Consider the following 14,055-nt stretch of genomic DNA (forward strand, 5'->3'; position numbering starts at 1 on the left):
CCTATCTGACTTGCTCCATACTCGGCGCTTTGTAGCTTTCATCTATCTTCACCCCAGCGGCTTGAGCTCGATCTTCTATTTCCGAACGTCGTTGGAGGAGCTGTTGCAAATGAGCTGGGAATAACTCTTTCCATCTAGGTCGAACTGCCTCCTCGAAGTCCGCCCTCCAAAAATTATCCAGAGACTTGAACTCGACTTTTACAAGGTATACACCTGTCCGGGATGGATCAGTGGCGGAATTTCTTCTTTGCTCTTTGATATGGCTAATGTATTCACCACTGTACAAATACCAATCATAAAACCCATCACCTGCCAGCCAGTCGTCCAAACTCATTTCGTGATCAGAATCAAACAACGGATGACTTAATGGCGTTCCGCCAAAAACATTTTCCTTCCAGTCAAATTTATTTAACTCCGAGCTGGAGATGCGAGGATCGGAAGGAAAATAATATTTCCTCCAGCCGGCGGCTTTGAGATCAGATATCAATTTGTATACAAGCTTCTTGTTTTCTTCATGAGAACTGTTATCTGGCAATCCTCGGAGAGTCACCACAACCTCTTCAACATCCTGAGTTACATCGCCATCTACGACAACATTAAGGCCTACCACTCGTTTTATTTCGAGAGTACTGTCTGGCTGAGTGACGGTTACGTTCATCAACGATTGTTCCTTACCTCCGCGCCTGATTTCATACCAGCACATGTTTACCGCATCCAAACAATCGGCGGTGAATTCCAATGGGCCGTTCTTCAATAGGGTTTCGACAGGGCTACCCAATTCGACACTCATGTTAACTGCTTCATTCTTCATTTCATTGGCACCTTCATTTTTGGCGCTATCGCATCCAGCGAGACAGAGGAACGGTAAGATCCAATACCACTTCACGGTTTGTTTCTCCATCCAGATATCTCAGCAATCATTCTTTCCATATATTCTTTTCTATTTATCATGAGCCCATGATATTTATCTGCGATTTGTTGAATAAACTCCATCCGATTCTGAGCGTTATATAAATCACCTTCATACATCTGCTCTCTCAGCTCTGGCTCTTTTACGTCGCAAGCCGATGAAAATGCGGCTGACCGCAAAGGCACAAGCGGCATCCCTTCTGATTTTTTCTGTACATCAAGAATTGTTTTAAAAACTGGATCTTCATATATAAGTGGTTGTAGTATATTTAACTGCTCATGATTTGCCGTCGCAAGCAGCGATTTATATTGGAGATCCTGCCTCTCTTTACCTAGAGCCTTCCCCTCGACTTTTTTGATCGTTGAAAAAGCATCTGTTACTTCCTGCTTTATTTTAATGAAAGAAATGGGGACAGATTTATTTATCGACGGCCAAATCTACTTTACAAATAAATCCGTCCCCTTTTCACATCTTTTTCACATCCACTTTTCCCCTCCAGAAAACCCCCCTTTATTCCGTGAGAAACTCAATTAGCTTCTGAAGCATCATTAAGTTCTACAAAGGCATTGTAATAGCTTTCATTAATAAACGGCTGCCTGTATTTAGATTTAAGTTAGGCTTCCGTTCTTAAAGAGCTCCCTTTCCGAAGTTATTTCCTAATTCGGCAACTTCAAAAGCCGGTGCACCAACGTCTCGCCGGGACTCCAGTCACGCAGAGTCGGCAATAACCCCTTGTTCCGACTTTTTTCGTAGTCATCCGCCCCCTCCGGAACGACCAACTCATCCCACACAAAGTAAACATTCGCAGCGACACCTGTCTTTACGTAGTACTTGGGCGATTCACCCCCCGCATCCGTTTCGAAATAGGCAGGAAGCGGATTATCTGAAAATACCATCGCCGCGTTCACGTAAGTCACGGGCGAGTCTGGGCCAGCGAGAAACCTAACCTCGACCACTGAACTCGGAGGAAACACCGACATCCAAAGGTCATCAACTTGTCCAAGATCTACGATGCCCGGAAGAACTGGAGCAGGCAGACTGAGATTCACCAAATCCCAATCGTCTCCACCCGCACGTAGAGACATGATAGGTTCCTGATCAGAAAAATTGGGAATCTCCTGGGATACCAGCACAGTCTGTGCTTTGGAAGAGTCGACTGCCGCGACAACGCTTGTGCCGTTGTTATCGCTACTCGTGTCCCCGCAGGCGCCGAGTAGAAGGAAAGTGAAGAACCAAAAAAAATACTTCATAGTGAGTGCTTCTTTATCCTTAACTTTTATATAGAAAGCCTGTAAGGCCGACTCGATATCAATGCCGCCGGCGATACAGGTAAGTCCGCACTCCACTCGCAAGATTTTAATTGAGTGCTTTTATCGAAGGTTCTTTATAACTTGAATCAACGTCGATTCCTGCATCCCTTGCTTTTGCCTCAAGCTCATCCCGCTGTTTTTTATATTTTAAAAGCAGATCAGGTAACAACTCTGTCCAGCGCGCCTTATCAGACTCCTTACTAAACTCAGACACCCAATACTCACGCTCGGTCATGAATTTCAAAGATATCAAATAAGTGCCTCGCTCCGTCGGAGCCGAATCAGAGTTACGACGCCACGCCTTCAGAGTCAAATAATTGCCATCACTATAAAAATTCCAATCATAAAAGTCGTCGACCTTTAACCATTGGTCCATATTCATCTTGAAGTCTGGATCAAGCCATGGATGGCTTTTTACATAAACGCCAAATACATTTCCAGAATTCACTATTTTTTCCGCTTGCGAGCCTGAGATGCGCGGATCGTATGGTGCAAAGTAATGTTTCCAACCCGATGCTTTAATTTCTTTTATCAGGCTATATAAAAGCGCCTGATTTTCTTCATGCCGACTGTTGTCTGGAAGACCTCGAATCATCAATTCAAGATTTTCTATATCACCCCCAACATCTCCATCAATCGACATTTTCACATCTGTGACGTGTTCAATTTTTAACGACTTATTAACAAGCACAGCAGGAAGGTCCGCATCTACAGCCGACTTACTAATTTTATACCAGCACATATTGACTTGCGACAGGCACTCTTTGCGAAACTCCACAGGGCTCTCGGACAATACTTTTGTCATCGCTTCTGACAATTGAATTCCTATTACAGCAGTCGTGCCGGCCATATTATTACTCCTGGTATCTTTTGCATCGCCGCATGCGCTAAGCAGAAAAAAGAATAAAACAATAATCATCTTCATTTTTGATCTTTCCAGCTGGCGATTGTTTCAATCTCGCCTTCCATATAAGTTAGTTTTTTATCCATCAACTCGTGATACTGGGCCGCAATAGCAGCAATAAATACCATTCGCTCGCGTTCATTGTATAAGTTGCCATCTTTCATCTGCACTCGCAGCTCCGGGTCTTCAACATCACAAGCCGTACTAAAAGCGGCAGCACGGACAGGCACAAAAGGAGCCCATTCAAACGCGGCCTGGACCTTCAACGTCGTCTGAAAAAAATAGTCGTTATAGATTAGTGGTTGCAGTATTCTGCGCTGCTCATGATCCGCAATAGCAAGCAAAGATTTTAGTTGCACAGCCCTTCTAGCTGAGCCACTAGTTATGGATTCAGATTCACGAATACGGTCAAATCCCTTTTTTACATCAGGCGTTAAAGAAAGATTCTTTAATACAGGTAGAGCCTCCTCCGCCCAAGGTAAACTGTCTATGTTCATCTGCACTTGTGCGTCACAGCTTTTCGCATTGCGAACGGGCGCACACCCCTCAAACTGATCTGGATATTTTCTATAAAACCAATGCCAAACAAAGATATCCTGAAACAACCAAAAATTGCCTTTTCCTAATCCTTTCTTGCCAATTCGCAATGGTGGCTGGCCAATTGGCGGCACTCCAATTGTCAGATAAGGTTCTGCCGGAATAAAATCAAAACCACATTTAACTTGTTTACTGGCAAAAGCTGCCAAACCCATCCAATAAAAACGACCTTTTAAATCTGGGTTGCCATCCTCACCGCGCTCCAGATAAAACTCAGCATAAGCAGCAGCAATCCGCGCAGCTCTAGCACCAAAGTCCGAAACAAGGACCATTTTTGTCGACTTAGAAAATAAACTCTTTTCAGGAACACTTAAACGGCTAATCGCTTCTTGCTGCCCCATTGTCCACAGCTTGTCGCACTTGAACGGGATCTCTTGGATTGAGCAACTCTGAGTGTTGGTTTTAAAAGTGGCTACGGGTGCGCTCATTTATTTCTACTCGCTTCGTAATCATCAGAACCTGGCGGCACAATCAGTTCGTCCCACATCAGGTGGACTTCTGCCGTCTCGGCAATTTCCGTTTCGATGCGTGGATGGAGACCGTCTGCATTACTTCTGGAAATTTTTGGTGCTACCGAGGACGGCACAATAATCGCGGCTTTTACAGACTTGATTGGTTTACCGGTCCCCGTCACAAAACGAATTTGCTCATCGAATTTTTCACTGTTTGCCGCACCGGATTTAAGCGTATTCCCCGCCCGAGCCTGATCCGCAATCAATGGCAAGCCTGGTGCCACAATACCAATCCCGGCCCCACTTCCCGCCGCCCCACCGGCATTAATCTTCACCACCGGACCAACCACGGTAATCCCGCCGGCGTCGAGTTTGATAAAGCTCCCACCCGCTTTCACGGTGAGCTCCATCCCAGCCTCAATCACAATCTTGTCCCCAGCCTTCAGATGAATCTCTTTCCCAACACTCGTCAGCTGCGCAGTCCCCAGCTTCACATGCTGGTTCTGCCCAATCGTCAGGTGATCATCCAGCCGCGTTTCAACCTTACGATCAGCAATCGTGGTGCGATGCTCTTCAGCCTTGAGCTCTGTGTAGGTGTTCTTGACCACCGTATCGTGGCGTTCGTTACCCACGCGAATCTTCTGATCATGCTCAATGTTTTCATCCCAATCCCGTTGGGCATGAATAAAGATCTGCTCCGCTCCCTTTTTGTCTTCAATCCGCAGTTCATTAAACCCACCGCCCCCCGGTGAGCTGAGGGTTTTGAACACGGTGCGGGTTTTGTTCGCCGGCAGTTCGTAGGGAACCTGGTTTTCCTTGTGATACAGGCACCCTGTCACCAACGGCTGGTCAGGATCCCCTTCAAGGAACGTCACCAGTACTTCCATCCCAATGCGCGGGATGACAATCGCGCCATACCGATCACCCGCCCAACTCGAAGACACGCGCATCCAGCAGCTGGTTTTGTCATCCGCCAACCCTTCGCGGTCCCAGTGGAATTGCACTTTGATGCGGCCGTACTGGTCGCAGTGGATTTCTTCACCTTTAGGGCCGGTGACCATGGCGGTCTGGCTGCCGAGGACGCGCGGCTTCGGATGTTCCAGCGCGGGGCGGTAGAACACGTCCCACGGGGTGGCGAGGAAGCGGTTGCGGTAGCCCTGGTGGAAGTCGTCTTTGTTGTCGGTGGTGTCGCTGGTCACGGACTCTTCGAGGACTTGCGGTTGTTTGCCTTCGTGGACGATTTCGGTGAGCAGCCAGAGGCCGTTCCACTCGGTGCGCGGGTGGTCGGACATTTCCAGGAAGTGGCCGCTGACCAGGGTGGTCTGATCGCTTTTGCCTTCGGCTTGCTGGTAGTCGGCGCGGTGGCGTTCGAGGGCGCGTTGGCTGAGGAATTTGCCGCGCGCGCGGTCGAGGAAGCGGCCGGGGTAGTCGTAATCTTCGAGGTCGGGCTCGGTGCTTTCGCCGTCAGGCTTGTAGGCGGCTTCGAGTTGCAGGCGTGGTTTTTCGAAGTCGTAGTCGCGGCGGGTGACGCGGCCGGTGCGGGTTTCCAGGCGCAGTTTGAAGCCTTTGATCACGGGCTCGTCGGCGACCATGCCGCTGCCTTGCACGTAGGCCGTTGGCTGCCCGAGTTTCGGGAATACGGTCTGGTCGTCGCCGAACACCAGCAGATGACCTTTCTCGCTGTGCTGGAAGTGGTAGTGAATGCCTTCCTCTTCGCACAGGCGCTGGACGAAGTGCAGGTCGGTTTCGTCGTATTGCACGCAGTAGTCGCGGTCCGGGCAGGGCTGGCTGAGCTGGAAGCGGTAGGCGTTGCCCTTGATGCCGTGTTCGTCGAGGATCAGCGCGATGATTTTCGGCGCGGACATCTGCTGGTAGATGCGCTGGTTGGTGCGGTGATGCAGGTATTGCAGTTGCGGCACCAGGGAGATTTTGTAGCGGGTCAGGCGCTTGCCGGCATCGCCTTGGGCGACGCGGTAGATCTGGCCGTGGATGCCAGAACCTTGCGGATCGAACGCCAGGAATGCCTGTTTGTGCAGGAGTTTTTCCAGGTCCAGATCGGGGTTTTCGCTGACCAGCTCCAGGTCGAAACGATACGGCTGGCTGATGCCTTCGGTGCCGGTGAACGACAGCACTTGCAGGTCGCCGACGTAGTCTTCCACAGTCAGGCTGAAATGCGTTTCGTTAGCTGAGTTGAACATTGCTTGCTCCCTGTTCGGTGGTCATCCGTTACGCCCGCAGTCGCAGGCGTTGCAGCAAAGACGAAGTGGCGCCCACCGACGTCAGCCTTGAGCACCAGCACATCGCGACCGCTCAGGTACTCGGTCTGCATCAAATCGAGCAGACGGAACAGCGACCACGGGCCGGTGTTCTTCTCGATGCCGATCGGGCGGCCGGCCATTCTGTCGAGGACCAGGCTGGTGCGACCGTCTTCAGCATCGGTCGGCCATTTGAACGACACGGGCACGATCGGGCCGTGACGGTATTCAATGGTCTTGTCGCCAAACTTGAACTCGGAACGGCTGACAGCCGGGTCGAGGGTGTACGGCTCCAGTTTGAACTGCACTTGCGGCTCGGCCGGGTTGATCGAGAAGAAGCTCTGGCGAATCACTTGGGCCGCGGCCATCTGATCGAGGTAGACCCTGGAGATCGGCAGACTGTGACCGTCAATGCTGCGCAGGCGGTAGTTGCCTGGATCGCCACTCACAAACGGACGCATGTAGGTGTCGAAGAAGCGATCGTTGATACCCTGGGCCTTGAAGAACTCGCGGAAGTCGCTGATCGCCACATCGCTGGTGCTGTGGGCGCTGAACGGATAACGCTTGTTGATCGCCTTGCCGTAGAAGCTGTACAGCTCACTCTGATAACGCTGGTTCAGGTACTGATAGGAATCGTTAAGCACCAGACGCCAGGTGTCTTCGGCCAGCACGTTGAACCACACGCTGACCGGACGCGGCAGATGGTTGGAGGCATTGCGCAAAGCGCTCAGCGCATCACGCTGGCCGCTCATGCGGGTCTTGGCCATTTCGAACGCGGCTTGCTCTGGGGAACTGGCACGGGCCAGGCTCGCCAGTTGCATTTGCACGTCGTTGAGCGCCGTCAGGGCCGGGGTCAAATCAGCGGCCGGGCCGTTGTTGTCATCCAGCAGGCGATGCAGCGGTTCGAAGCGACGTTGCAGGGATTTCTTCGCGGTGTCGGGCAGCTGCTTTGTAATTTGAGCGGTCATGTCCGCTGCTTTGTCAGCCGCGGCTGCCGCGAGTTTACCGAGCTTGCCGCCCTTCTCTGCCAGTTTCCCCGCCGCATCGGCGGCGTCTTCGGCACTGTCGGCCACCACCGAGAACCGGGTGTTTTCGCGCACTTCCAACCATGGCTTTCTTGACCGGCTCGCCGTTGTTCTGCGGCTTGAGCAGTTCTTCGATGAAGGCCGAAACACCGCGTTTGGCGATGTTGTAGGCTTCGTCGTCCGGGGTCAGGCGGGTTGCCGGCGATGGCGGCGTATCAATCAACAGTGATGGTGTCTGACACACCGCTATCGCCAGCAAGCCGGCTCCTACAATGGTCATGCGTTGTCCGATCCGCCGGCGACCAGCATGACCTTCGCGACCATAAAAAAATGGGCACCCAACCTGGTTGGCGTGCCCATTTTTTATGCCGCTCACCCGCTACGCGGGAGTCGGTGCGTGTTACGGATTAACGCTGTCTTTCAACGATTTGCCTGGCTTGAAGGCGACGGTGTTGCTGGCCTTGATTTTGACGGGCTCACCGGTTTGCGGGTTTTTGCCGGTGCGGGCACCGCGGTGACGTTGCAGGAAGGTACCGAAGCCCACCAGCGTGACGCTGTCCTTGCGATGCAGAGCGCCGGTAATTTCTTCGAGAACGGCGTTGAGAACGCGGTTGGCCTGTTCTTTGGTGAGGTCTGCTTTTTCAGCAATTGCTGCGGCGAGGTCTGGTTTACGCATTTAGTGAAGCCCCTTTGACGGTTTTTTGTTGTTATGTCCGTGCTGTTCTCGTTGGAACAGCGCCCAAGGTGCCGCAGTGCTCTACTCTGCGGCAGACGGGAGTGAGGATGGCACGCACGGAAGAGCCGCGCCAGTATCGGCGCGAGCTTTGTAGGGACAAAAGCGGGGTGATTCCGACAGAACGACCAGTATTTACGCCAGCAGTGCCGGAAGCTCTTTGTTGAGGGCCAGTTTTTCCATGACGGCCGTGCCTGTCAGGGCATAACCGAGCAGTTTTCCGCTGGCATCGCGGCATAACACTTTGATGTCGGCGCCCTGCCCTTCGACCGTCCAGACGCCCTCGCTGCCCCGTGGTGGCGGTGATACCACCAACGGACACACCGGTGTTTTCACGGTGATTGGCATCGGGCCGTAGTTCACCGGCACAGGATTCCCGGACAAGGTCTGGGCCAACGCTCTCGCACAGCTCATCAGGGGCATGACGTACAGCAAATTCAGCCCATCGACCTCGGCGCAATCGCCCAGCGCGTAGATATTGTCATGGGAGGTTTTCAGGTAACGGTCGACCACCACGCCACGGTTGACTTGCACACCGGCTGCGGCCGCCAGATCGATACGCGGGCGCAGGCCAATGGCCGAAACCACGACGTCGCAAGGGATCACCTGACCGTCGGACAGATGCGCTTCCAGGCCATCCGCCACGCGCTGCAAGCGATTGAGCACCGGCCCGAGGTGGAATCGGGCGCCGAGGCTTTCCAGCCCGGCCTGGACGGCAGCCGCCGCTGCCGGGTGCAACAGCGTCGGCATGACCTGCTCGCACGGTGCAACCAGTTGCACCTCGTAGCCGCCAAGGCTCAGGTCATTGGCGAACTCGCAGCCAATCAGGCCGGCCCCGAGCAGTAACACCCGACGCTTGCCGGCCGCCGCTGCGCGAAAGCGCGCGTAATCTTCCAGATCGTTGATCGGGAACACGCAATCCGATGCGTCGCCTTCGATCGGCACTCGCACGGTTTCCGCACCCCAGGCCAAAATCAGGTCACGGTAAAACACCGCTTCCTCACCGATCCACAAGCGCTTGTGGCCCGGATCGATGCCGCTGATGCGCGTATGCGTGCGCACTTCGGCTTTCAGCGTTTCGGCCATGGCGCCCGGTTCGGCCATGCTCAGGCCGTCGGCGTCTTTGTTTTTGCCGAAACCGGTGGAAAGCATCGGCTTGGAGTAGGAGCGCCCGTCATCGGCGGTAATCAATAGCAACGGGGTTTCGCTATCCAGTTTGCGAAACTCACGGGCCAGGTTGTAACCGGCCAGCCCGGTACCGACGATCACGACAGGTGCGTTCATTCCTTACTCCGCTGGTGTCTTATTAGTTGATTTCAATCATTTCGAAATCCATCTTGCCCACGCCGCAGTCCGGGCACAGCCAGTCTTCCGGTACGTCTTGCCACAGTGTGCCCGGCGCAATGCCGTCGTCCGGCCAGCCGTCGGCTTCGTTGTAGATCAGGCCACAGACCACACATTGCCACTTTTTCATTCAGGTACTTCCTCTGGATTCAGGCGTATTGCCGGCGCGAACGGTCGATGGTTGCAGCGCTGCCGTCCGGCTCAGGGCGTTTTGTACTGATCGGGCTCGCCGGATGCAAGCCTGTTCGACACAACGGCGACCCCATCAATCAAAATCGCCGGCTGACATGGTAAGCTCGCCGCCTCATTTGCTGCCAATAATGACTCACTGTGCCGCACTCAAACTCCCCGCTGTGGCTCACCCAAAGCCAACTCGCTCCCCTCCCCGACGCCTCTACCCTCGACTGGCTGTTCGACGAAGGCTCCCTGACCCGACGGTTGATCCGTTTGTCGAATGACCGTTTCAGCGTCACGCCTCTGTTCGAAGGCTGGCAACCGCTGCGCGCCGATGAATGTGTCGCACTGGATCTGGCTGAAGGCAGCGAGGGCTGGGTGCGTGAGGTGTATTTGCGCGGTCTTGGCGAGGCGTGGGTGTTTGCCCGCAGCGTCGCGGCTCGCAGCGCGTTGCAGGGCGACGGATTGCACATGGACGAACTGGGCAGCCGTTCTTTGGGGGAATTGCTGTTTTGCGATCACGCGTTCCAGCGCCGCGCTATCGAGGTGTGTCACTACCCTCAAGCGTGGTTGCCGATGGAGTGCCGGACACCTGAGCTGTGGGGCCGTCGATCGCGTTTCGACCGGGGCGCCTTGAGCGTGCTGGTGGCCGAAATCTTCCTGCCGACCTTGTGGAATGCCACCCGCGCCCATCCGGAGAATTGCTGATGTACCAGAGCCTGCTCAAGTCCTTGAACCGCTTGAACCCAAGGGCCTGGGATTTCATTCAACTGACGCGCATGGACAAGCCGATCGGCATTTATCTACTGCTGTGGCCGACACTCTGGGCGCTGTGGATTGCCGGGAAAGGCTCACCGTCGCTGGCCAACGTTGTGATTTTCGTTTTGGGCGTGATTCTGACCCGCGCCGGTGGTTGCGTGATCAATGACTGGGCGGATCGCAAGGTCGACGGCCATGTGAAACGCACTGAACAGCGCCCCCTGGTCAGCGGCAAGATCAGTTCCAAAGAAGCCCTGGTGTTCTTCGCACTGCTGATGGGCGTGAGCTTTTTGCTGGTGCTGTGCACGAATGCGGCAACGGTCTGGCTGTCGTTCGGCGGTTTGGCCTTGGCGTTCAGTTATCCGTTCATGAAGCGCTACACCTATTACCCGCAAGTGGTGCTGGGCGCTGCGTTTTCGTGGGGGATGCCGATGGCGTTCACCGCCGAAACCGGTGAATTGCCGGCGGCGGCGTGGTTGCTGTGGATCGCCAACCTGCTGTGGACCGTGGGTTACGACACTTATTACGCCATGACCGACCGTGACGACGACCTGAAGATCGGCGTGAAATCCACGGCGATTCTGTTTGGCGATGCGGACCGGGTGATCATCCTGACGTTGCAGGGGTTGGCGCTGGGATGCCTGTTGCTGGCCGGGTCGAAATTCGAGCTCGGTGGCTGGTTCCACTTGGGGCTGCTGGCGGCGGCGGGCTGTTTTGCCTGGGAATTCTGGTACACCCGCGGCAAGGACCGGATGCGTTGCTTCAAGGCGTTTTTGCACAACCATTGGGCCGGGTTGGCGATCTTTGTCGGGATTGTGCTGGATTATGCGCTGCATTGATTTGTAGCAGCTGGCGCAGCCTGACTCCGGCTGCGCCAACGGCTACGGGATTGCGATCCCTTGAGGTTCGCAATATCCGTTACATATGCTCGCGGACGGCGTGCCAAACGTCTTTCATCTTGTCGCCCGTCATATCTCCGGGAGCCTTGTCCTTCTGGAAGTAGTAAAGCGGCTTGCCGTCGTAGGCCCATTGCATCGTGCCATCGTCACGCTTGACGACTGTCCATTTACCTTCAGCCTTGGCACCCGCCGGCGCCATCATTGGCGGCCAGTATTCGGCGCACTCACCGTTGCACATCGACTTGCCATCCTTGTCCTTGTCGTACGTGTACAGAGTCATGCCCTTGTGCCCGACCATCATGCCGTCTTTCATCATCGCCGGGTCGGCGGCAAAAGCCAGTGTCGGCAGCGTTAACGCAGCAGTGACCAGCAAAGCCTTCCAGGATTGAGCAATGTAGTTCATGGAAACCTTCCTCTTGTGGTTGTCAGGATTCGGACTTAGAGCTTAGTTCAGGATCATGACAATCGCCGCGCAGCTAAAATACTGTCACACGACTGCAATAATTCCGTTATCTAATGCGGCGCAAGACAGTTAAATGACAAGAGGACTAAGGCATGGTTGGCAGGAGCATTCTGATCGTCGACGACGAAGCGCCCATTCGCGAAATGATCGCCGTTGCGTTGGAAATGGCCGGCTATGACTGCCTGGAGGCCGAGAATTCTCAGCAAGCCCACGCAATCATCGTTGATCGCAAGCCGGACTTGATCCTGCTCGACTGGATGCTGCCCGGCACCTCCGGTATCGAATTGGCCCGTCGTCTCAAGCGTGATGAGCTGACCGGGGACATCCCGATCATCATGCTCACCGCCAAGGGCGAAGAGGACAACAAGATCCAGGGCCTGGAAGTCGGCGCCGACGACTACATCACCAAACCGTTTTCCCCGCGTGAGCTGGTGGCGCGTCTCAAAGCCGTGCTGCGACGGGCCGGCCCAACGGATGGCGAGGCGCCAATTGAAGTCGGCGGCCTGCTGCTGGACCCGATCAGCCACCGCGTGACCATCGACGGCAAACCCGCCGAAATGGGCCCGACTGAATACCGCCTGCTGCAGTTTTTCATGACCCACCAGGAACGTGCTTACACCCGTGGCCAGTTGCTGGATCAGGTCTGGGGCGGCAACGTGTATGTCGAAGAGCGTACCGTCGACGTGCACATCCGCCGTCTGCGCAAGGCCCTCGGCGATGCCTATGAAAATCTGGTACAAACCGTGCGTGGCACGGGTTACCGCTTTTCCACCAAAGCCTGACCCTGCCCTTACTCGCCCGACAAGCTGACAAGGACGCACGTTTCCGTGAACCAAAACTGGCATGGCACCCTGATTCGCCACATGCTGTTACTGGTCACCGGTTGCCTGGTGATCGGCCTGATCACCGGCTACTACGGCTGGAGCCTCGCTGCGGGGCTGGGCCTTTATCTGGCCTGGACCCTCAAGCAACTGCTGCGTTTGCATGAGTGGCTGCGCCTGCACTCAGCCGATGAAGCACCGCCCGATGGCTATGGCCTGTGGGGCGAGGTGTTCGACAGCATCTATCACCTGCAACGCCGCGACCAACGGGTACGCGGGCGTCTGCAAGCGGTGATCGACCGGATCCAGGAATCCACCGCCGCGCTGAAAGACGCGGTGGTCATGCTCGACAGCGACGGCAACCTGGAATGGTGGAACCTCGCCGCCGAAACCCTGCTTGGCCTCAAGACCCCGCAAGACAGCGGCCAGCCGGTGACCAACCTGGTGCGCCACCCGCGCTTCAAGGAATATTTCGAGCAGGACAGCTACGCCGAACCGCTGGAAATCCCGTCGCCGACCAATGATCGCGTGCGCATTCAGCTGTACATCACCCGCTACGGCAACAACGAACACTTGATGCTGGTGCGCGACGTCACGCGTATTCATCAGCTGGAACAGATGCGCAAAGACTTCATCGCCAATGTCTCCCATGAGTTGCGCACACCGCTGACAGTGATCTGCGGTTATCTGGAAACCCTTCTCGACAATGCCGAGGAAGTGAATCCGCGCTGGACCCGTGCCTTGCAGCAGATGCAGCAACAGGGTGGGCGCATGCAAACGTTGCTCAATGACTTGCTGCTGCTGGCCAAACTGGAAGCCACCGATTACCCGTCGGACAACCAGCCGGTGGTAGTTGACGGCCTGTTGCAGTCGATCAAGAGCGACGCTCAGCAGCTATCCGGCCAGAAAAACCAGCACATCACCCTGGAAGCCGACCCGACGGTTCTGCTCAAGGGCAGCGAAGCGGAACTGCGCAGTGCGTTTTCCAACCTGGTGTTCAACGCGGTGAAATACACCCCCGCCGAAGGCAATATCCGCATTCGCTGGTGGGCCGATGAGCAAGGCGCACACCTGAGCGTGCAAGATTCCGGGATCGGCATCGACAGCAAACACCTGCCGCGCCTGACCGAACGTTTCTACCGTGTCGACTCCAGCCGCAACTCCAATACCGGCGGCACCGGCCTGGGCCTGGCCATCGTCAAACACGTGTTGCTGCGCCACCGCGCGCGGATGGAAATCAGCAGCGTGCCAGGCCACGGCAGCACCTTCACCTGCCACTTTGCCCCGGCTCAGGTGGCAAAATTGCAAGCCCTCAGAGCGGCTGACTGATACCGGCCAGCACGCGCCACTAGGCAATCACCGAGTCAGCCGCTACATTGGCTGACTTGTGCCTGCCCTTCAGGCACCGC

14 protein-coding genes and 2 pseudogenes are annotated in these 14,055 nt (G+C 55.1%); 4 read left to right on the top strand and 12 right to left on the bottom strand.

The annotated features are described in order from the left end of the window. Position 1: 1 nt before the first annotated feature. The 11 genes and pseudogenes from ACA048_RS28935 to ACA048_RS28985 all read right to left on the bottom strand — a co-directional run bounded on the left by ACA048_RS28935 (position 2) and on the right by ACA048_RS28985 (position 9,660). The gene (locus ACA048_RS28935) at positions 2-901 is read right to left on the bottom strand and encodes a hypothetical protein (RefSeq protein ID WP_497627294.1); all 900 of its coding nucleotides are present in this window, start codon (positions 899-901) and stop codon (positions 2-4) included. Then, positions 883-1,347 carry a DUF2515 family protein gene (locus ACA048_RS28940; RefSeq protein WP_497629945.1) on the bottom strand — a complete coding sequence of 155 codons (465 nt, stop codon included), beginning with the start codon at positions 1,345-1,347 and terminating at the stop codon, positions 883-885. The genes ACA048_RS28935 and ACA048_RS28940 overlap by 19 nt, the downstream gene beginning before the upstream one ends. Before the next feature lie 219 nt (positions 1,348-1,566). Further along, complete coding sequence (locus ACA048_RS28945) at positions 1,567-2,160, bottom strand: hypothetical protein (RefSeq protein WP_497627295.1); 594 nt, start codon at positions 2,158-2,160, stop codon at positions 1,567-1,569. A 106-nt stretch (positions 2,161-2,266) separates the two neighbouring features. Then, positions 2,267-3,145, bottom strand: a complete 879-nt coding sequence (locus ACA048_RS28950) for a hypothetical protein (RefSeq protein WP_497627296.1) — start codon at positions 3,143-3,145, stop codon at positions 2,267-2,269. Beyond that, a complete protein-coding gene (locus ACA048_RS28955; protein WP_497627297.1) occupies positions 3,142-4,149 on the bottom strand; it encodes a DUF2515 family protein in 1,008 nt (335 codons plus the stop codon). The genes ACA048_RS28950 and ACA048_RS28955 overlap by 4 nt, the downstream gene beginning before the upstream one ends. Beyond that, complete coding sequence (locus ACA048_RS28960) at positions 4,146-6,371, bottom strand: type VI secretion system Vgr family protein (protein ID WP_497627298.1); 2,226 nt, start codon at positions 6,369-6,371, stop codon at positions 4,146-4,148. The genes ACA048_RS28955 and ACA048_RS28960 overlap by 4 nt, the downstream gene beginning before the upstream one ends. Next, positions 6,335-7,534, bottom strand: a pseudogene (locus tag ACA048_RS28965) (type VI secretion IcmF C-terminal domain-containing protein); the annotation flags it as partial. The pseudogene ACA048_RS28965 and the gene ACA048_RS28960, both read right to left, overlap by 37 nt. After that, a pseudogene (locus ACA048_RS28970) lies at positions 7,533-7,649 on the bottom strand (hypothetical protein); the annotation flags it as partial. The pseudogenes ACA048_RS28970 and ACA048_RS28965, both read right to left, overlap by 2 nt. A 204-nt stretch (positions 7,650-7,853) precedes the next feature. Then, on the bottom strand, positions 7,854-8,129 hold the full coding sequence (locus ACA048_RS28975; RefSeq protein WP_003195589.1) for an HU family DNA-binding protein: 276 nt from the start codon (positions 8,127-8,129) through the stop codon (positions 7,854-7,856). A 192-nt stretch (positions 8,130-8,321) separates the two neighbouring features. Further along, positions 8,322-9,470: an NAD(P)/FAD-dependent oxidoreductase gene (locus ACA048_RS28980; protein ID WP_497627299.1), complete on the bottom strand. Its 1,149-nt coding sequence runs from the start codon at positions 9,468-9,470 to the stop codon at positions 8,322-8,324. Positions 9,471-9,492: 22 nt separating this feature from the next. Next, positions 9,493-9,660 carry a rubredoxin gene (locus tag ACA048_RS28985; protein ID WP_007954349.1) on the bottom strand — a complete coding sequence of 56 codons (168 nt, stop codon included), beginning with the start codon at positions 9,658-9,660 and terminating at the stop codon, positions 9,493-9,495. 200 nt (positions 9,661-9,860) lie between these two features. On the opposite strand from ACA048_RS28985, the gene ACA048_RS28990 reads away from it, so the two are divergent. Together ACA048_RS28990 and ubiA are read left to right on the top strand one after the other, a co-directional pair. Further along, the gene (locus tag ACA048_RS28990) at positions 9,861-10,412 is read left to right on the top strand and encodes a chorismate--pyruvate lyase family protein (protein ID WP_497627300.1); all 552 of its coding nucleotides are present in this window, start codon (positions 9,861-9,863) and stop codon (positions 10,410-10,412) included. Then, positions 10,412-11,302: a 4-hydroxybenzoate octaprenyltransferase gene (ubiA, locus tag ACA048_RS28995; RefSeq protein WP_497627301.1), complete on the top strand. Its 891-nt coding sequence runs from the start codon at positions 10,412-10,414 to the stop codon at positions 11,300-11,302. The genes ACA048_RS28990 and ubiA overlap by 1 nt, the downstream gene beginning before the upstream one ends. A 79-nt stretch (positions 11,303-11,381) precedes the next feature. On the opposite strand, the gene ACA048_RS29000 is transcribed toward ubiA, so the two are convergent. Beyond that, the gene (locus ACA048_RS29000; RefSeq protein ID WP_497627302.1) at positions 11,382-11,765 is read right to left on the bottom strand and encodes a COG4315 family predicted lipoprotein; all 384 of its coding nucleotides are present in this window, start codon (positions 11,763-11,765) and stop codon (positions 11,382-11,384) included. A gap of 152 nt (positions 11,766-11,917) precedes the next feature. Between ACA048_RS29000 and phoB the strand changes: the two genes are divergently transcribed. Both phoB and phoR read left to right on the top strand, forming a co-directional pair. Next, on the top strand, positions 11,918-12,607 hold the full coding sequence (phoB, locus tag ACA048_RS29005) for a phosphate regulon transcriptional regulator PhoB (RefSeq protein WP_007896474.1): 690 nt from the start codon (positions 11,918-11,920) through the stop codon (positions 12,605-12,607). A 45-nt stretch (positions 12,608-12,652) separates the two neighbouring features. Then, positions 12,653-13,975, top strand: coding sequence for a phosphate regulon sensor histidine kinase PhoR (gene phoR, locus ACA048_RS29010; protein WP_497627303.1), 1,323 nt, complete (start codon positions 12,653-12,655; stop codon positions 13,973-13,975). The last annotated feature ends 80 nt before the right edge of the window (positions 13,976-14,055 follow it).

Source organism: Pseudomonas sp. LBUM1659 (assembly GCF_059716045.1).